This window comes from Gaoshiqia hydrogeniformans (assembly GCF_049347105.1).
Taxonomy (GTDB): Bacteria; Bacteroidota; Bacteroidia; order Bacteroidales; family Prolixibacteraceae; genus Gaoshiqia; species Gaoshiqia hydrogeniformans.
Genome location: NZ_CP186334.1, coordinates 5,415,717 through 5,433,308, shown reverse-complemented (window position 1 = coordinate 5,433,308; position 17,592 = coordinate 5,415,717). Strand labels below are relative to the sequence as shown.

Sequence of the window (17,592 nt, the reverse complement as noted above, 5' to 3'; positions counted from 1 at the left end):
GTAGTCGTTAATTTTGTATCTGTTCAGCCTGATTGAGCATCCGGATCAGCATCTTTCCGAATGCATTATCTTTATTACTTTCAGAGGTATGATCATGATAATTCTTTCGGGCGGTGATTAACGAATCCAGTTGATTAGCAATTGTAGCTTGGAGACTGTCAGGAAGATTATTTTTCTCCACCTGGAGATCATAAACTTGTCGGTCAAACATCTCTTTCTGTTTTTTCCAGGCTTGGATCGAATTGTTCGTTTCCGTTCCCGAAACAAAACTGTTTGACCCCATTTCGACCTGAATCTCACCTGGCTCTTTTACCACCAATAATTCCTGAACGTTTATCCGGAGTATAGGTTTTGGGCGGATAATAAAAACTTCCTGCAGGTCAGCTATTCCTCTAAAATTGAATTTTCCTTGCTGAATGGTGCACGAATCGACCCGATCGGCAGTTGCATTAAAAAGCGGGACAAGGTAAATCTGTTCTCCGTCGAAACTGGTATCGGGCATCCGTCCGTGAATGACGAATTCGGCTTTGGGATGGCAGGCAACGACCATGAGAATCAAAAGCCAAAGAAAAAATAAATGATGCATCGTCATAATGTTTTGGAGGTGTTGTCTGCTTTATGATTAAAATGATATTGATCGTGATGTTTTTAATCCGGTTTAGTCTCCTCAAAGAGGCTGTCTGATAGATGGCTTTTCAAACAGCCTCTTTAAAGAAGATTAAAGTGATAGTTAGTATGAATACCCTTTGCGTTTAAACATATAGAACCATGCTGTTCCCCATGCGCCGGCACCCGGTTCGCCGAATGCCAGATGCAGTTCATCATTTGTTAATTTCAGGATGTCATATTCATAGTGTAAAGGTTTTCCCGCACTATTGGGTTCGAATCCCAAAGGAATGGTGTGGTTGGTAAATTTTATCTTACCATACGACCAAACCGCAGAACCATCGGAGTTCATTAAATGATTTTCTTCACCCAGCGACATATTGAACATTCCGCTTCCGTTGCCTGGAACGGCAGTGTTTCCGCCGGACCCCACAGAATTTATTACCTGAAAATTCAACCCGCCGTTCAGGTCGAAAATGATTTCATCGGTAGCGGTTCCGCCTTGTCCTGGAATGTCGACTACCGACAAGGTCCACCATTCCGGTTTCAGACTTGCCAGATAACCACCATTCCCCCAGATCTTTCCGCCCGGAATATCGGTCGCCCAAACCCATGATTTGCCATCTACATCATTGGTCAGCAGGTTCCAGAACGGATCGCTGAAATACTCCGGATCGTTTTGTTCGATGATGAATTCTTTACTGACAGTTACCGGACCGCCTGCACAATATGCCGTTAGAGTAACGGTGTAGGTATTTTGCAGAGGGATATAAAACTCAGCCGAGCTTTTATTGGATTGTTGTCCAAAATTATTCTTCCAAAATGAAATGACTTCAGGTGCGGTATTGGTACAGGTTGCTACATTTCCGTTGACGGTGACATTCATATAGTTTAACAGTTCAGATTCCGTTAAAACACCGCCGGCGTCATGTCTTTCTTCAATGGGATCACATGCTGCGAAGAGCAACATGGTGACAATCATCAGGTATCCTATTGTTTTTTTCATTGTTGATGTAATTTTAAGTTTTAACATACAGGTTTGCAGATATCAATTTTTCGGCACATAGCCTGAATCGATTATTCCCATCCCGGATTCTGAACCAGGTTTCCGCGGGACACGCGTATTTGTGACTCCGGCAGCGGAAGGAACACACGGTTTGCATTAAATGTAATTTTATAAGTTGTATCAACATTGTCGGTTTTCACCGCAACACCGTTTCCGGCATTAATCGCGGTAGCAGCATCTCCCCAACGCAGCAGGTCGAACCAGCGAATACCTTCAAGCGCAAACTCGTGGCGGCGTTCAGCTTTCAGAGCTGCCAGCGAGTAGGGAACCGGTGTTAAGCCTACCCTGTCCCGAACCTGATCAAGATAATCCTGCGAATTACTGCCCAGCTCGGCAGCCATCAAAAGTACATCAGCAAAGCGGATCAGAATGTCATCCTGCATATTCCAAAGTTGCATATTATTTGTTCCGCCAAATAAATCATAGTACATTCCGGTGTAAGTACCATTGCCGTCAACATCACGAATGACTGCTGCATATTTTTTATTCCACAAACCGGTTTCATCGCGACAGTTCCATCCTCCCCATTGGTAGTTATCGCCATAGGTAGGTTCATTCTCATCGGTATTGTCAATAATTGTCGAGGTCCTGCGCGGATCATTTGCCTCGAAACTATTGCGTAATTGCGGGTTCACCGATGCAATACCCCAACCAAAACCAAATGGGGGATAATCGGTTGCACGGGGACTTGTAAAAAGTACATGTTGATTGGAGAATGCTAAACGTCCGGTATTTCCCCAATCGCCCTGGTTGGTATATTTTACCGCGAACACGGTTTCGGCGCAACCGTCTCCGGCCCAGGTAATGCCTTCTGCATAGGCGTAACCGTCGTCATAGCCGTCATCATTCAGATAAGAGAACGGCCAGATACTCGCATAATCAGGAATCAAAAAATGACCACTGTTGTCGATACAGTCTTCGAGCCAATTTACTACCTGTGATTGAGTGATGGCTGTTCCTTCAATAACGGGCAGGTCTGTTTTATTGTAAAAGCCGGTATAAAACAGGTAGACACGTGCCATTAATGCTTCGGCTGCCCATTTGGTAGCGCGTCCCGATTCAAAGTTCAGGTACGTTTTATTGCTCATGCTGTCAATGGCTATTTTCAGATCGTCGGCGATTTGGGCATATAATTCGTCAGCAGAGGCTTTTGGCAGGTACTCCATGGTCGGGGAAAGATCCAGCGGAACTTCACCAAAGAACTGGGCTAAGCGGAAATATAACATTCCCCTGAGAAAATGTGCTTCACCCCGGTTTTGCATACGGGCTTCAATATCGGTGTAAGCAGCCTGATCAAAACCTTCAATTAAACTGTTCAGGATGAAGATACCTTCATAGCTGCGGCTGTATATTCCAAGGTATAAATCTTCAAGCGGTTTTTCGAACTTATCGGTTCCTCCGACTTCAATGTCGTTGGTGCCTCCTCCGCTGAAACAATCGTCGCTGAGCAGGTTGGCCAACAGGACCGGATGGTTTGAGCCTCCGTCCAATGCCAGACACGAATAAGCTCCGATCAGGGCCTCATTTACATCGGTTGGATTTCTGTAATAGTTTTCAGAATCTTTTTCAAACAGGTTTTTTTGATCCAAAAAATTATCACCGCAACCTGTAAGTATCGTCAGGATAGCTACTAATGCTATTGATAATATATTTTTCATTTTCATTTTCGTTTAAAATTTAAGGCTCAATCCAATCAAATAGGTTCTGGCAGACGGGTATAACCCCAGGTCGATCCCTGATGCCCAACTGTGGTCGTGGCCATATCCAATTTCAGGATCCATTCCGTCATAGTTGGTGAATGTATAGAGGTTTTTTGCCGTTATGTAAAGACGGGCTTCACTTAAAAACAAGTTCTTAATCACATTTTTCAGATCGTAGCCAAAAGTGATATTGCTAATTCGCAGATAGTCTCCGTCCTGAATGTAAAGGTCGGACAGGTTTTGTGTATTGCGGTGAGGCGTTGACAACAAACGGGGATATTTGTTTGAAGTTCCTTCGCCATGCCAACGCTGGAATACATCGGTTGTGTAATTGTTTTTATAGCTGTCGGCAAACGACCGGTACGATTTGGCAATTTGTTGACCGAAAGCGCCATTTGCTGTTGCATAAAGAAAGAAACCTTTGTACTCGGCATTCAACTGAATACCCAAAATGTAGTCGGGATTTGGATCACCGATCATCACTTTATCCAGTTCGTTTATTTTACCGTCTTTGTTTTGATCGACCCAACGCAGGTCGCCCGGTTGCTGATCATCAAAATATTTTGAACCATCCGGCCCAACCCATGCATTTGCCTCTTGTTCATTTTGAATGACACCGTCTGTTTTATAACCCCAGAAATATCCAATCGGGAACCCAACCTGGGCGCGGAATATTTCCCCGGTACCCTGGCTTAAAACGTTGCTTGGACCGTGAATAATTCCTTCTGAGTTATTAATGGATGTAATCTCATTTTTGTTGTGGGCCAACGAAAGGGTTGCTCCATATCTGAAATCACCCGCTTTGTCATTCCAGCTGAGAGCCAGTTCAATGCCTTTGTTGGTAACCTGTCCGCCATTGATCGTGACTCCGCTTAAGCCATTGTGTACGGGTATGTCTGTCCAAACAAGCCAGTCTTTGGTGTCTTTTTTATACCAATCGAAGTTGACACTTAAGCGGGAGTTGAAGAAATTGGCATCAAAGCCAAGATTTAACTGTTCCGAAGTTTCCCAGCCGATTTCCGGGTTGGGGATTCGGGCTGGTTTTGAACCAATGTCCCGGCTTGTTTTATCATCGCCGAAACCATATGACCAATTGTAAAAATTATTGTCATCATTCAGATAAGCCATGGTTGATGAATACAGGAAGCTGCTCACCCGTTCGTTACCAACTTGTCCCCAGCTGGCGCGAACTTTCATGAAATTCAGAATATTCTCGGCGCGGGACATGAAAGGGGCATTGGTCAATACATAACCGGCAGAAACAGAGGGGAAATAGCCCCAGCGATTGTCTTTCGGAAAGCGGGATGACCCATCGCCACGGAGCATGGCTGAGAACAGGATGGTTTCTTTGTAGTTGTAGGAAACTCGTCCGAAATAGGACATCATGGCCCAGCCGTAACGATCTGAGCCACCAATTGATGTGATGCTGGATGCACCAGGCGTGTTGTCGATGTATGCATGCTCAAAATCCTGAAAGAGACTGTTTCTGTTGGTGATGCTGAGGTTGACTTCCTGAACCGACTTTTCAATGCTGTTACCAATTAAAGCCTCAAAATTGTGGTCATCGTTCATGGTGCAGGAATAACTCAGCGTATTATCCTGAATGATGTTTCTTCCGGTCCACAAATTTTGCGAAACCTGATCGGCATCAGTCGTGTAACGAGGGCCCAAATTGTAATTTGGGGTCCAATGACGGCTGTTACCCCAATACGTGTTAAAGCCGAAGCTTGAACGAAGTTTAAGATTTTTAACAGGTTGGATAACCAGGTAGAATGAGCCGACCAGCTGATTATTATCGTTTTCGCCGTATTTGGTTTGATATTCCATCATGGCTGCCGGGTTTGGATCGGAAGAGTTCCATTCGATCGTTTTGTGGTAATTGCCGTTTTCGTCGTAAACCGGTAGGAAGGGGCTGGCTACAAGTGCATTGTGTACATCGTTCCAGTATATGTTTCCCTGCCGGATTGCATTACTTTGACTGTTCGTGTAAGTCAGGTTTTCACCAAAGGTTAGCACATCGAATTGAGCGTTTGATATCAGGATGTGTTCTGTGTTTAAACGCAGGTTGAGTCGTTGATAAAATGAATTGGATTGCTTGCCGATGATACCTTCCTGGTCGAGATACGAGACCCCGAATGAATAAATTGACTGTTTTGATCCGCCCTGAATACCAATGGCATGACTTTGAACCGGAGCATCGTCAACCATTATTTCTTTAAACCAGTTGGTTCCTTTCCATTCACCACTTTGAATCTTATTCCAATCAGGTACCAAGGCCTGGTAGTTGTGCGGTGCGTTTCCGGAGTTTACCAGGGCTTCGTCCAAAATGTTGGCATATTCCCGTGCATTCAGAAGGTCGGGAAGTTTGTACACATTTTGTACGCCGTAATACCCATCATAAGTAATGCTGGGACGCATGTTTTTTTGTCCCTTTTTAGTGCTTACCAAAATGACCCCGTTGGCCCCGCGCGAACCATAAATCGCAGATGATGCCGCATCTTTAAACACATCGATACTTTCAATGTCATTCGGACTCAAGTAGTCGATATTGCCTTGTATGACGCCATCAACAATGTAAAGAGGACTGGAATTCCCGGTTGTACCGATACCGCGTATGTTGATCTTGTTGGACGCTCCGGGTTGGCCGTTGTTCTGGGTAATATTTACCCCCGGTGTGATGCCTTTCAACGCGTCCATTGCGGTGGTGGTGTTCAGCGCCTGAATGTCTTCACCTTTTACATTCATGTTGGCGCCCGTAGCCAGTTTTTTCTTTTGCACACCGTAGCCAATGGCGACAACTTCTTCCAACCCAATGGTTTCTTCGTCGAGTACAATATTAATGACGCTTTGATTGGCGACTTCCACTTCAGCGGTTTTCATCCCCACGAATGAAACCACCAGTACGGCATCTCCCGGTACATTATTCAGGATATAGCTCCCGTCGAAGTTGGTAATTGTTCCGACGGTAGTTCCCTTGACAGCCACCGTTGCCCCCGGAATCGGTTCGCCCGATGTTGAGCTAACCCTGCCCTGAATGTTTCGCAGTTGTTGTGTTTGTAACACGAAAGCTTTTTCCGTCAGGGCAATCTGACGGTCATCTATCTTGTAATCGATCCCCGTTCCTTCGAACAGATTGTTCAGTACGTCTGCAATTAATTTGTCAGTGGCCTTAATGCTGACGATTCTCTCCACGTTAACAACCTTCCCGTAGTACATGAAAAAGTACTCGGATTTATCTTCAATATCCTGCAGAACTTTACGGATAGTTGTATTCGTGTGATTTAACGTTAGGCGGGTGTTTTGCGAGTAGGTGCTGACAGCATAAAGCTGAGATACCCATAACAGACAAAGAGCTACTGCTATCCTCATAATTCTCAATAGTTTAAATTTCCATATCTTATTTAATATGAAAACTGTCCTTAAATAGTTTTTTTTCATAATTTCGTAATGATTTGAATGTAACGTTCAAGTTGATTGGAGCCTTTTAATGGGTAATTTTTGGGCTCTTGATTCAAAAGGAGGTGTTGACGCATCTCCTTTTTTACAGACAAGATTTTTTTATTCCATTGGCAACTTCATTTAGTGTTTTTAGTTTTAATTAAAATTGTTGGTTTATAGGCCCGGGAGCTGTTGTTGTTCACGATCTCGCAGGTCAGGTCGGAAGTAAATTCCAGCAGATTAAGTATTTGTGTAAGATTTTCATTTTTAATCGTGGCGGTGTACAGGTAATGGTTGATTTGAGGATCATCTACGATGATTTTAACATCGTACCACCGCTCAAGACGTCTGAAAACATCCGACATCAGGTCGTCACGAAAGATCAGGATTCCATCCATCCAGGATGTATATTTATTGATATCGCTTTCAGTAATTTGAAAGCCTGCTTCTCCTTTGATATATTTAGCAACTTGTCCGGGTTTTAATGAGCGAAAAATACTAGCATCGTTATATTGCCCTTCAAAAAGGCCTACGTATCCTTCTTTTAAGGCAATTTCAATTTGTTGGTCATCTTTGTAATTGGAAGCATTAAAGCTGGTTCCGATCACTTTTAAACCAACATCTCCCAGTTGCAGTACAAAAGGATGTTTGTCGTCCGGGGCAACGTCAAAATAAGCTTGTCCCCATAGTCTGACGTCACGGATTTCTTCTTTGGTCAGTTTTTCGGAAAAAATGATGGAAGATCCGGGATTCAGCCAAACCAATGTTCCATCGGGAAGTTCAACCCGTTTAATTTTTCCTTCGGGTGCCACTAGTGTCCAATAAATTTTCAATAACTAATACTTAAAGGCAAATTCAAGTTGAGCGGCTTGTTCATATATATCATCAATGTCCCCGGAGGTCAGGAAAAGATCTCTGATGTTCGTTTTGTCTGTCAGTACTCTACTGATCACGCGAAGCACATTGAATGTAGTCCTGCCCAACTGGCAGTCATGCTCGACGATGGCCACCAGACAGTATGTGATAACCGCAACATAAATTTGTATCCTCACGGCATTCTCGGTATTGCCCCAGAAGGATGTGACACGGAGATGTTGCTTTATCCACCGAAAAAACAGCTCCACCTGCCAGCGTTGCTTATACAGCATGGCGATGTCTTTGGCCTTGATGCTGACATTGTTGGTCAGGAAGGTGAACGTTCTTTTAAGGTCAGGAGCATAGTAAACGATCCTTCTCAACACGCAGGGATACTTCTTTTGGGTCTGGTAGCCGGTAAGGCGTATCGTCTGGTCAAGCAAAACGTTGTCCGCTCCATCCAAAAGCTCTTCACCATCAATAACTTCATACTTAAGGTGAGACTTCTGTCGGATGACAAACCAGGAACCGATCGTGTTGAATGTATGCAGCCTTGCGAGGTCATAATATCCCTTGTCAAAAATGTAGAACGCATACGGCTCATAGGGAATCTCATCCATCACATTCACGTCGTGAACTTTTGCTTCCGTAATATGAATGTAAGTCGGTATTTGGGTTACTACGTCAAAGAGTGTGTGAACTTTGATGCCACCCTTGTTCTTTCTAAAGTATGCCCACTTGAACAAGCTCAGGCAAAGATCTATCGTGGTGGAATCGAGCGCATAGAACTTTCCACGCAATTCGAATGGTCTGTTGATTCGCTTGCTTTGAGCAAGATTAATCATGAAAAAGGCAAACTCTTCAAATATCTTGTAGTCCCGGTTCATATTGGCATAGGAAAGATTGCTCAGTTTAATCTCTCCGGTGCCAAATCCGAGATGGTAGCTCTTGCTTTTGATAGCGTCAATTATGCACGCGACCTCTCTGAGGCTGTCACACGAGGCCAATTGCCCATACATCATGACGAGCAATTGGTTCCAGCAGGTGAATGTCTTCACCCATTTGTCTCCGTTATGTCGCTTAACAATCATATCAAAAACTCTCTTTGGCAGGAACTCTACCAGTTGACTGAATACATATTTGCCGCTGTTCATATTTGCCCGGGTTTATTTCCAGGCTGCAAGATGCGAAATGAATTCAAATCGACACGTGGATTATTTGCTTTTAATTGACTATATTATAATAACTTACAAAGGTTTCTAAAAAAATCTTTTGGACACTAGTGTTCGGGTGCAGTAATTTCCTGCAGATAAACTACATTGGCGTTTTTCAAACGGATATCGTAAAAGGACCCTGCAGATACAAGGATGCTTATCACAATGGCGGCAGCCGCTCCTGAGAACCAGGGAAGTAACTTATTTATTTTGGTCTGTGGACTCAGTTGCAGGCCAAGAGAACGTTTAATTTTGGCGAGCAACTTAGGTGAATCAATATCAAAGGGTTGATCTTCGGTGTATTCAGCCCATTCTTTATCCAGTAAGTCGCTCACCTGAACATTTCCTTCGGAACTGTTATAAAGTTTAAAAAGCGTCTTAAGTTCCCCGGGGTCAAGTTCTTTCCCCTGACGAAGCTCTTGAAGTTGGGTTAAATGATCGTTATTCTGTTTCATATCCGGTTTATCTGAAAGCAATACGCTTCAGCGGAAAAAAACTATGAGTCTGAACAGGAGAAAAGTGGTTTATTTTAAAATAAAATTGAATATTTTATTCTAATATGCAGATTATCAAAGAAATAAAACGATTGCTAATAGTCCGTATTTTTTCAAGCCTTCCGTGAATTGTTTGTTGGCTTTCATCAGGTGGCTGTCGATGGTGACCAGCGATACATTTAACCGCTGACTGATTTCTTTTCTCGACAATCCTTCCTTTTTTTGAAGACAAAAAATCTCTTTTCGCTTTGGGGGCATTGAATTAATCAGGATGTCTACAATCAGACCGGTTTCTTTAAAAATGATTTGTTCGTCGGCGCTCTCGTCAGCCTGATCAGCAAAAAGGTACAGATGGTCCTCAAAAATCCGTTTGTTGATTTGCCGGCGCGTATGACTGATAAAACTGTTTTTGGCAATTCTGAATAAATACGCGTCAAAGCGGTAGCTTTCATTAAAATTGGTTCGGTTTATCCAAATCTTTATAAATGTATCCTGGACAATCTCTTCACTGTCGGCTTTCGAACCGGTTAGTTTTAGAATGAATCCATAGAGACGTTTATGGTAGATTTCAAAAAGCCGTTCAAATGCCTTTGCATTTCCTTTTTTAAAATCACGGATCAATAATATCTCATCATTTGCGGCTGGCAATCCGGATAAATTTTGGGTTATTGTAAAGATTACATAGTGGCAAAATTAAAAAGTCTTTTATAAGATGAAGTTCAATTTGCCGGCGGGGACCGTTCTTCCGAAGGTCATACTTTGTTATGTGCTGATTGTGAGTTGGTTGATTCATGATTGTGTTGTTCCCGGAATTCATAATTAGGTATTTTTGATTAAATTTGCAAAAAACATGATATGCTAAATAACCAATTTTATTATTTTTCTTCTCCTGTCGGTGAGTAATTGCCCTAAACAAGGAAGGTGGCTGGTGATAAACGAATTTGCCGGTCCGGGGCAGAAGTTTGTTGTTGGGGAATATTTTTAGCGAATAGCTGTTGCTTTTTTGAGAATTTTTATAGCTTTGCACTCACGATTTTCGACCGGGGATTTGTCTTGGAAATGATCGGAATCTGATGCCGGAAGGCATGACGTTCTAACTAACAAGAGCCCAGATGGTGAAATTGGTAGACACGCCAGCTTGAGGGGCTGGTGCCGGTTACGGTGTGCAAGTTCGAGTCTTGTTCTGGGCACAGAAACAAAATGCAATCAATTGAATTACAGTTGTTTGCATTTTTTGTTTATAACAATTGCAGCCAGATTTGCAGCCAGATTTTCTATTTTATCTTTCAATCAAATTATTTCCATTCTGATATTGTCAGACCTAAATATTGATTAGTCAATAACCAAAATAAATTTAAGTTAGAATTTTCTGGGGATGGTTTGAACGGGTAAAGATAGGTTACAGAGGTAGTCTATCTATAATCCAGAATGATTATCAGTCATTTACAAAAAATAGGGACTGAATCGGGGACTAATGACTTAAAGTTATCAATAATTTAGATATTCTTGTTCGGTGATTTCGACGGCTTCATCCATCGTTTCACAAACTAAATCCGTGCTTCGTTTAATAGGATATTCGCCGCCGCCCTTTTTCTTTGCTGTGTAGATTAGCCCTCCTGGGGGAATCTTAATAGCCCGGTTGTAAAACTCATTCACGAGGTACACAGTTTTACCGTCACTGAGCTTCTCAATGATCTCATTGTAAGTTCTTTGTTTCATGCTGTGAAATTACGAATTTACCGAAATTAAAAAATGCTTACTCGGAGCAGAGCAGGCATTAATTTGAGAGGTCAACAACAATCCGAAACCGTGTCATTTTGTCCCGGTTTCACGGGTCTAATAAGTGTCAGGGCTTTAATCCCGCCAAAAGTTTCTCAAGTTCATTTGCGGTAAGCTTCGATACCGGTTTACTTCTCAGTTCTGTTTTTCTGACGAGCCGGTCAAAGTCTCCCAAACTCATTCCTCCAAAAGGCAGAGATGTTGTTTTGGGGCCGGAGGTAACATAAACTCTTGCGTCCTCAAAATCGGTAACGATCTGGCCGCCGTGAAAAAGACTGATCATTTTTTTGTCGTGAAATGTAGTGTTCATTTTTCAATCTGTTTAAGGGTTTCTGCGAGTGTTTCTAAAGAAAAAAAAGCGTCTGGGGCTGGCATACCTTCTCCGGCACGGCTGCGGTCATCGTCGTTAATCGTCGGGCACGTGAGGATAAAAGAGGCAGCTTGGGCAACTGAAAAGACAATCCGGTTAATGGCATCGCTGTACTCGGATAAGGTGTCTGAGTTTCGTAAAAGCTTAATGAGAGAGGCAATCTTCAATTTTCTTCCCTCTACAATGATAAACTCACCTTTAATTTCAATTTGGTTTTCCATGATTTTATGGTTTAAAATTATGGCTCAAATCTATTGTGAATAAAATGAAAAATCAACGTTGTGCATTAATTTTATTTTTCGTAACTTGCTGAATATTAATTTATTATATTGCTTATTGAGCAATATTTTTTACTGATTTTCGTCTATTTCTTTCATGAATTTATCCAGGGCGATTTTTGCCGGGCCAACAAACACAACATGCCGATCTTCTTCATTTTCCTGCGATCCGTCAATCATTAAACCGATAAACATTTCTTTCTCCTGTGAACAGATAAGGGGATTTTCGGGAATTTCAGACGGTTCAATCTTCCCGGCTGAAATGCCTTTGAGAAGTTCAATTTTATCACGCTTCGTGTTCATTTCTTTTGAATTATTCGATTGAGGATAAGGTCTATAGCTGATTCATCCAATTTTTCTAAGCTTATGTTAAAATCGGTTGCCGCATCGAATCCAAGTATTCGAGACGCCTTTTCAATCGCTTGGAGCTTGGAAGAAAGTTTTAATTCAATCCCGGCTTTTGTGGCCTTAATGCTTTCCACAGCTTTTGCTTGCCGGTTGGTCAGTTTCTTGAATGATTTAAATTTGATTGTGAATCCGTCAAACTCGACAAAGTCCCGAATATCAGAGAATGCAATGGATGAAAGCTCATCCAGCACCCGATCTTTGGTAATGTCAGAGGCCTTTTTTAGTTCCTCTTGTAGCTCAGATACCCTTGCCGCAACCTTGCCGTTTTTGAGAAGAGCGCATGCCTTCCGGTTAACCGTCGAATCCTTAATGTCAGGGCTGATTGAGTAGGCTTGTCGGTAGGCCTCTGACGCATTACCTGTTTCCAGGAAGGCATGACAGAATTTTTCTTGTTTGATCGATATTTTATTTTTCATATCTTATTGTTTATTAAATATTTACTGTTGTCAATGATAAAATAAGGCTTGCTCTTTGCCCTCTCAATTCGTTCCTGATTATCTGAGATCCACTTTGTGAAGTTGGAAGGAACGTTTTTCACTTCATTTACGGATTGCATCGCCCCTGGCTCTTCTCCCCTCATCTTTTGAGTTTCGATCTTTATGAACTCGTCGGTGGTTGATAAAATTGAGATTGCAAAACACCTGCACTGAGGATGCCAGCCGATAAACTTAAAGTCTTTCGGATATTTTCCTTTTAGTGATTCACAAACAATGCAGTCGAAAACGTGGTTTGACCGTCTGACCTCAACACCGACCACAAAATCAAGCTGTTGCCATCGCTCAAAATCTGACTCTCTGTAAGCCATGTTTATCTCCGTTCGTGCCAGCCTCATCGCATTTTTGTAACTGCTTCGGTAAACTCCCCCGCCTGGATTATACTGCATGGCGTTCTTCGACAAAACGAGATTTCCACGAAGGTTACGGACTCGTCGGAATAATTTTTCCGGTTCCTTCAGATACCCTCTGATATCCCGGCTGAGCTCTGCTGCTGACCGCCCATCTGCCAGAGCGATATCGATACTCATTTCAATCTCGCCCTTAAACTGTCTGGTGTACTTCCAGACCCGGTCAGACAAGCTTAACCCTTTGATTTTCCTTTTTTGGAATGCCTCAAGTGCCTCCAAATTCCTCTGGTAAAGGTGCTTAACCTGTTCTTTCTTGAAATCTGTCGTTTTCAACAACCGATCAACCAAAGCATCATTCTTATTTGTGGCCGCAAGCCATTCTGTTTTCGTGCCGTTATGGATAATTGCTGCAAGGTTTACGGCAAATACATTGAATATTTTGTCAATTCGGCTCTTTGTTTGCGGATAGTCGGAAAATGAAAACGGTTTATCCGGATCTGATTCGGGGTTATTGATCATGGCGATGTTTGCCGCTTCTCTGGCTGCCAGCAAATAAAGCTGTTCGATCTTTTTTACATAAAGGCCCTCTGTTCTTTGGATGTGTTCTTGATTGTATATCGCTTCAGATTTCATATATGTTGTTTTTTGGCGGTACTTCAAATCTCCCAAAAAGAAATCCAAACGGAATTGCAGGATGTTCTTGTTTCCATACGTTCAGAAAGTCAAGCCCCTCATCTGTCTTGAGCCAGTCCTCAGCCTTCCCGCTTCCTCCGCCAGCCTCAAATGCGTCATCAATATTTATCCACAGTCTTTGTGTCTTTTTATTCCGCATGTGTCTGACTGGATAATCGTTGATCATTTCTTCCCAAAAAATGGAAATATCATCTTCAAATATTTTTCTCATAATTATGTTCTTAGTTTTAATCCTTTCAAGTTCATATCATTGATACCTGATTTCACGGCTGACATATCATTTTCAATCCGCTCTAACCTTGACAATTGATTTGTATTCTCATGAATACCGGCCAAATGGTTAAGAATATCTGCGCTCCGGGATGTAAGCGTTTCTATGTTTGTGTTAATTGAAGGGAGAACTTTTACATTTTCACTCATTGAATAAGTGTGTCCCTGTATTGCCGTGAACCGCCCGTTTAATTCATTTGCTGAATCCTGAGACATGGCAGCAAAACCTTTAGATGAAGCCTCACGGGCAAAATCTTCTTCCTTTGAAAAGTCCAGCCCTGATATTTTAGCGGCTTCATTGAGTTTTGAGTTAAAATCATCAATAATCCGGTTATATCCTTCTTGCAGGTCATCAATCTCCGAGGTAGTCAGCCCCCCGCCTGATTCCATACTCTCTGCAAAATCTTCATACCATTTTTTTAATGGTTCTTCTAATGCTTTAATCCGCAGGGCATTGTAAACAGCATCCTTCATTAAGCTTTCAAAGTTATCTGCAAAGTCAGCAGCCCCCTTGTAACCCTCTTTGAACCCATCAATAATGCTGTCTGCTATATTGCTGGCTGCGGTGGCTGTTAAAAGTTCCTGCTTGGCCTTTTCTGCTGCTGTGAGTTGATCAATAAGGCTCAGGTAATCGTCCACGGCTTTAATTACATTTTCATCGGTGACAATTCCCTCGTTGATCAGGTCATTCAGTTTATCGACTGTAAACTCTCCGTCTTTGTAAAGCAGTTGAGAAAGATCATAACTGAATGTTGCTTTACTCTTTTTCCAAAAGCCTATGCCCCACTCTTTTACATCTTCAAGTTTCATCATGCCGCCTCCCAAGGCTTCAACCATCTTATCAACCTTTTTGCCGATTTCCTTTTTTGATTTATTAAACAATCCGTCCCCCTTAAACTGGAATGTAAGGTTCAGTTCATCAAGCATTTTCTGAGCATCAGTGATATCCTGTTTTGTGGCATCAATTAAGCTGTCAGAGGAGCCATATCTTGCGCCGCCTATTGCTTCATCCCTCAGTTTGATGTACTGTTTTAACTCTCTGTTTGACCGGGCTATCCATTCTTCAAATTCCTCCCAAGGTTTGGATAATCGTTCCAGAACTTTGGAGTTATCCATCATTTTCCCGAATGAAGCAGATAAGAATTGTATGCCTGTCGCTGCGGCTCCAAAATAATTCCCGGATGCAAGGTTAGCCCCGATATTGCTGATCATTCCCAGATTGTCAATCAAGTCAGCTAATTCCGGGTTGGATTCCCTGATTGAATTGGCAAGCTCCTGAAAGACCACAGACGCACCCTGTAAAGCTTCACCCGTCTTTTGAAACTTTTCTGCATCTAATTGTTTTTGTAATTCCTCGGCCTCTGTCTTGGCTCTTGCCATGCGATCAGCAAGCTTGCTGTATTCTGCGTTTGCACCCTTGACGGCCTGAATATTCCCGCTAAAAATGTTTTGCTTCATGGGGGTGGTCTTGGCAGGAACAGATTCGTTCCTGACTGCCTTAACGGCTGCATCAACTAACCTTTCACGAAGTAAGAGTTCTTCCTGTAATTTTACAATTCTTTCAGCGATGATCTGTTTGTCCTTTTCATCTGCTGTTTCCAATTGCTTGTATAGGTCGCTGATTTGCTGGCCGATATCTTTAACTACCTGCCGGGAACGTTCTTTAACCCCGGTCAATAATTCCAGCTGTTTCTTTAATTCAGACACTACTTTTGCCTGGTCTTCAATGTCCTTTACTGTTGACGTTGAACCGGGAGAACGCATCTCGGTCAATCTCTTTTCCGCTTCGGCAATGGCAGCCGTGGTGCTGTCTATCTGCTGCTGTACCGTCCTTAGTGTTTCGTTTACCTGATCTCCCTTCTGTCCTGTCAGCCCCAAAGCTTCAAGGTAGCTCTCATAGGTTGTCTTTAATCCTGTTGTTTGGCTATCCAGTTCCTTTTCACTCTCAATTAGGTCAATGATAGCTGTTTTTATCCGGTGAGCTGCCTGCGTTCCTATGCTTCCTCCTGTTGTTTCATTGAAGATTTTATACAAGTCAATGGAGAAAGTATCAGACATTTCCCCGGTCTTTTCAAATTCGGCTTTGATTTGATCTTTATACTGCTCAACCAGGGCCTTAATCTGGCCTTTTTGCGCATCAGACATTTCCCCGGACGCTTTGTCAATTGACAGGTAAAAAGTCTTTGTGGCTTCGTCTGTGGTAGTTTTTAGTTTTGTTAATTGATCTTGTTGTGCTTTGAAAGCTAATGACCGGGCCATTGCTTCGGTTACGGCATCCTGAGCCTTTTGAATATCCTCCAAGCTGGATTTTTCAGTCAGTAGGTTCGGTAAGTATTCCCGGTATTTATCATTTACAGTCTGGATCGCTTTGGCGTGCTGATCAGTACCGGTCTTACTGTCTGTAATCGCTTTGAAAAGCTTCTTTGCTTCCCCGGTAGCTTCGGAAAGATTTTTTGTGAAGTCTGCGGTAACACCGGTTAAATCATCGGTCTTTTTTTGGAATAAAATAAGGGCTGTAACAACGGCAGAAATTCCGGCAAGAATCAGCCCGTAGGGGTTCGCTTTCGTTGCCAGGTTAAAAGCAATTTGAGCGTCTTTGGCTGTTCTTATTCCTTTTGCCAGCTCAAACCATGCTGCGATACTCCCGGATGCAACCATGGCCTTCTGAGCCACGGCAGCGGTTATAACAGCAGCCTTGTAAGCCCCGTATGTGGTAATCAGTACACCAAGGACTTTAGCAACCTCCTCATAATGCTCAACCAGATTTGCGATACCGGATATCCCTTTATAAATCAACCCTTCGTTGGCTTCTCCGATTGAGTTCATCATCACATCAATCTTATCCCGTAAGTTGGAAATTTGCCCGGTAACAGAGGCATTCTGCTTTTCCATGAGGTTGTAAAACTTCCCCCCTTCACTGGCCATTGTCTGAAAAGCATACTCAACATCTTTGAAGCCGATCTGGCCAGCCTCTACCATGTCCTGAATTTCGGTTTTTGCTTTGCCAAGGTTCTTTGCCAGTTCATCGACCAGGGGAATACCGGCCATTGCAAAATCCCGAAGTTCCCGGCCCTGTAACTTGCCCATAGTGGCTACCTGCCCGTAATTGATAGCTACCCTGCTTATGGGTACAGATACACCGGCTGCAACATCTCCAAGGGCTTTCATCGTGTCTATTACGTTCTCAGTGGCAATACCCATTGCCATGAGTTGTTTGATGTTTGCAGCTACGTCAGTGAGCGTGAAAGGGGTTTTGGAGGCAAAAGTGATTGCTTCCTGCATCAACTGATCGGCCTTTGCTTTGCTTCCCAACATCGTCTCAAAGGCTATTTCCAGCTGCTGGAATTCGCCCCGAACATTAATGATCTCACGACCAAAACGGGATAATGCACTGACAGACAGATAAGCTGCTGCTCCTTTCAGTATATTATTAAAGGCATTGTCCATTTTTGCTGAGCTTTGCCTGGCTTGTGATTCGATCCGGTTGAACCCATCGACTACCTGCTTGCCTGCTTTGTCGAATTGCGAAGTATCGAGCCCTATTGCGTACCATTCCTTGTTATTCATATTTTAGTTT

16 protein-coding genes and 1 tRNA gene are annotated in these 17,592 nt (G+C 42.9%); 1 reads left to right on the top strand and 16 read right to left on the bottom strand.

Annotation, left to right across the window (positions count from 1 at the left end; genetic code table 11):
• Window positions 1–7 precede the first annotated feature (7 nt).
• From ACOIT5_RS21665 to ACOIT5_RS21630, 8 genes are all read right to left on the bottom strand, one after another.
• Window positions 8–586 (bottom strand): DUF4369 domain-containing protein, encoded by a 579-nt coding sequence (locus ACOIT5_RS21665; protein WP_423128250.1) that lies wholly within the window; start codon window positions 584–586, stop codon window positions 8–10.
• A gap of 144 nt (window positions 587–730) precedes the next feature.
• Window positions 731–1,612 carry a hypothetical protein gene (locus ACOIT5_RS21660; RefSeq protein ID WP_423128249.1) on the bottom strand — a complete coding sequence of 294 codons (882 nt, stop codon included), beginning with the start codon at window positions 1,610–1,612 and terminating at the stop codon, window positions 731–733.
• 71 nt (window positions 1,613–1,683) lie between these two features.
• A complete protein-coding gene (locus ACOIT5_RS21655) occupies window positions 1,684–3,330 on the bottom strand; it encodes a RagB/SusD family nutrient uptake outer membrane protein (protein WP_423128248.1) in 1,647 nt (548 codons plus the stop codon).
• A 12-nt stretch (window positions 3,331–3,342) separates the two neighbouring features.
• Entirely contained in the window at window positions 3,343–6,741 is a 3,399-nt protein-coding gene (locus ACOIT5_RS21650; RefSeq protein WP_423128247.1) for a TonB-dependent receptor, read from the bottom strand.
• A 206-nt stretch (window positions 6,742–6,947) separates the two neighbouring features.
• The gene (locus tag ACOIT5_RS21645) at window positions 6,948–7,622 is read right to left on the bottom strand and encodes a FecR family protein (protein ID WP_423128246.1); all 675 of its coding nucleotides are present in this window, start codon (window positions 7,620–7,622) and stop codon (window positions 6,948–6,950) included.
• Between the two features lie 24 nt (window positions 7,623–7,646).
• Entirely contained in the window at window positions 7,647–8,819 is a 1,173-nt protein-coding gene (locus tag ACOIT5_RS21640) for an IS4 family transposase (protein ID WP_423126501.1), read from the bottom strand.
• Window positions 8,820–8,944: 125 nt separating this feature from the next.
• Complete coding sequence (locus tag ACOIT5_RS21635) at window positions 8,945–9,334, bottom strand: hypothetical protein (RefSeq protein WP_423128245.1); 390 nt, start codon at window positions 9,332–9,334, stop codon at window positions 8,945–8,947.
• A gap of 114 nt (window positions 9,335–9,448) precedes the next feature.
• Window positions 9,449–10,021: an RNA polymerase sigma factor gene (locus tag ACOIT5_RS21630; protein WP_423128244.1), complete on the bottom strand. Its 573-nt coding sequence runs from the start codon at window positions 10,019–10,021 to the stop codon at window positions 9,449–9,451.
• 458 nt (window positions 10,022–10,479) lie between these two features.
• Here ACOIT5_RS21630 and ACOIT5_RS21625 point away from each other — a divergent pair.
• Window positions 10,480–10,563: transfer RNA gene (locus ACOIT5_RS21625), tRNA-Leu, on the top strand.
• Window positions 10,564–10,861: 298 nt separating this feature from the next.
• Here the strand turns inward: ACOIT5_RS21625 and ACOIT5_RS21620 are convergent.
• The 8 genes from ACOIT5_RS21620 to ACOIT5_RS21585 form a co-directional block, all read right to left on the bottom strand.
• On the bottom strand, window positions 10,862–11,092 hold the full coding sequence (locus ACOIT5_RS21620) for a hypothetical protein (RefSeq protein ID WP_423128243.1): 231 nt from the start codon (window positions 11,090–11,092) through the stop codon (window positions 10,862–10,864).
• A 127-nt stretch (window positions 11,093–11,219) separates the two neighbouring features.
• Complete coding sequence (locus ACOIT5_RS21615) at window positions 11,220–11,462, bottom strand: hypothetical protein (RefSeq protein WP_423128242.1); 243 nt, start codon at window positions 11,460–11,462, stop codon at window positions 11,220–11,222.
• Complete coding sequence (locus tag ACOIT5_RS21610) at window positions 11,459–11,743, bottom strand: hypothetical protein (RefSeq protein WP_423128241.1); 285 nt, start codon at window positions 11,741–11,743, stop codon at window positions 11,459–11,461. The genes ACOIT5_RS21615 and ACOIT5_RS21610 overlap by 4 nt, the downstream gene beginning before the upstream one ends.
• Before the next feature lie 129 nt (window positions 11,744–11,872).
• Window positions 11,873–12,103 (bottom strand): hypothetical protein, encoded by a 231-nt coding sequence (locus ACOIT5_RS21605; RefSeq protein ID WP_423128240.1) that lies wholly within the window; start codon window positions 12,101–12,103, stop codon window positions 11,873–11,875.
• Window positions 12,100–12,624, bottom strand: a complete 525-nt coding sequence (locus ACOIT5_RS21600; RefSeq protein WP_423128239.1) for a terminase small subunit — start codon at window positions 12,622–12,624, stop codon at window positions 12,100–12,102. The genes ACOIT5_RS21605 and ACOIT5_RS21600 overlap by 4 nt, the downstream gene beginning before the upstream one ends.
• A complete protein-coding gene (locus tag ACOIT5_RS21595) occupies window positions 12,621–13,685 on the bottom strand; it encodes a hypothetical protein (protein ID WP_423128238.1) in 1,065 nt (354 codons plus the stop codon). Before ACOIT5_RS21595 ends, ACOIT5_RS21600 begins: the two co-directional genes overlap by 4 nt.
• Window positions 13,675–13,956 (bottom strand): hypothetical protein, encoded by a 282-nt coding sequence (locus ACOIT5_RS21590; RefSeq protein ID WP_423128237.1) that lies wholly within the window; start codon window positions 13,954–13,956, stop codon window positions 13,675–13,677. Before ACOIT5_RS21590 ends, ACOIT5_RS21595 begins: the two co-directional genes overlap by 11 nt.
• Window positions 13,957–13,958: 2 nt before the next feature.
• Window positions 13,959–17,582 carry a tape measure protein gene (locus tag ACOIT5_RS21585; protein ID WP_423128236.1) on the bottom strand — a complete coding sequence of 1,208 codons (3,624 nt, stop codon included), beginning with the start codon at window positions 17,580–17,582 and terminating at the stop codon, window positions 13,959–13,961.
• Window positions 17,583–17,592 lie beyond the last annotated feature (10 nt).

Excerpts from the sequence above, each read along its gene's own strand:
- ACOIT5_RS21665 (WP_423128250.1), bottom strand. The coding sequence starts at position 586 with ATGCATCATTTATTTTTTCTTTGGCTTTTGATTCTCATGGTCGTTGCC.
- ACOIT5_RS21660 (WP_423128249.1), bottom strand. The coding sequence starts at position 1,612 with ATGAAAAAAACAATAGGATACCTGATGATTGTCACCATGTTGCTCTTC.
- ACOIT5_RS21655 (WP_423128248.1), bottom strand. The coding sequence starts at position 3,330 with ATGAAAAATATATTATCAATAGCATTAGTAGCTATCCTGACGATACTT.
- ACOIT5_RS21650 (WP_423128247.1), bottom strand. The coding sequence starts at position 6,741 with ATGAGGATAGCAGTAGCTCTTTGTCTGTTATGGGTATCTCAGCTTTAT.
- ACOIT5_RS21640 (WP_423126501.1), bottom strand. The coding sequence starts at position 8,819 with ATGAACAGCGGCAAATATGTATTCAGTCAACTGGTAGAGTTCCTGCCA.
- ACOIT5_RS21635 (WP_423128245.1), bottom strand. The coding sequence starts at position 9,334 with ATGAAACAGAATAACGATCATTTAACCCAACTTCAAGAGCTTCGTCAG.
- ACOIT5_RS21620 (WP_423128243.1), bottom strand. The coding sequence starts at position 11,092 with ATGAAACAAAGAACTTACAATGAGATCATTGAGAAGCTCAGTGACGGT.
- ACOIT5_RS21615 (WP_423128242.1), bottom strand. The coding sequence starts at position 11,462 with ATGAACACTACATTTCACGACAAAAAAATGATCAGTCTTTTTCACGGC.
- ACOIT5_RS21610 (WP_423128241.1), bottom strand. The coding sequence starts at position 11,743 with ATGGAAAACCAAATTGAAATTAAAGGTGAGTTTATCATTGTAGAGGGA.
- ACOIT5_RS21605 (WP_423128240.1), bottom strand. The coding sequence starts at position 12,103 with ATGAACACGAAGCGTGATAAAATTGAACTTCTCAAAGGCATTTCAGCC.
- ACOIT5_RS21600 (WP_423128239.1), bottom strand. The coding sequence starts at position 12,624 with ATGAAAAATAAAATATCGATCAAACAAGAAAAATTCTGTCATGCCTTC.
- ACOIT5_RS21595 (WP_423128238.1), bottom strand. The coding sequence starts at position 13,685 with ATGAAATCTGAAGCGATATACAATCAAGAACACATCCAAAGAACAGAG.
- ACOIT5_RS21590 (WP_423128237.1), bottom strand. The coding sequence starts at position 13,956 with ATGAGAAAAATATTTGAAGATGATATTTCCATTTTTTGGGAAGAAATG.
- ACOIT5_RS21585 (WP_423128236.1), bottom strand. The coding sequence starts at position 17,582 with ATGAATAACAAGGAATGGTACGCAATAGGGCTCGATACTTCGCAATTC.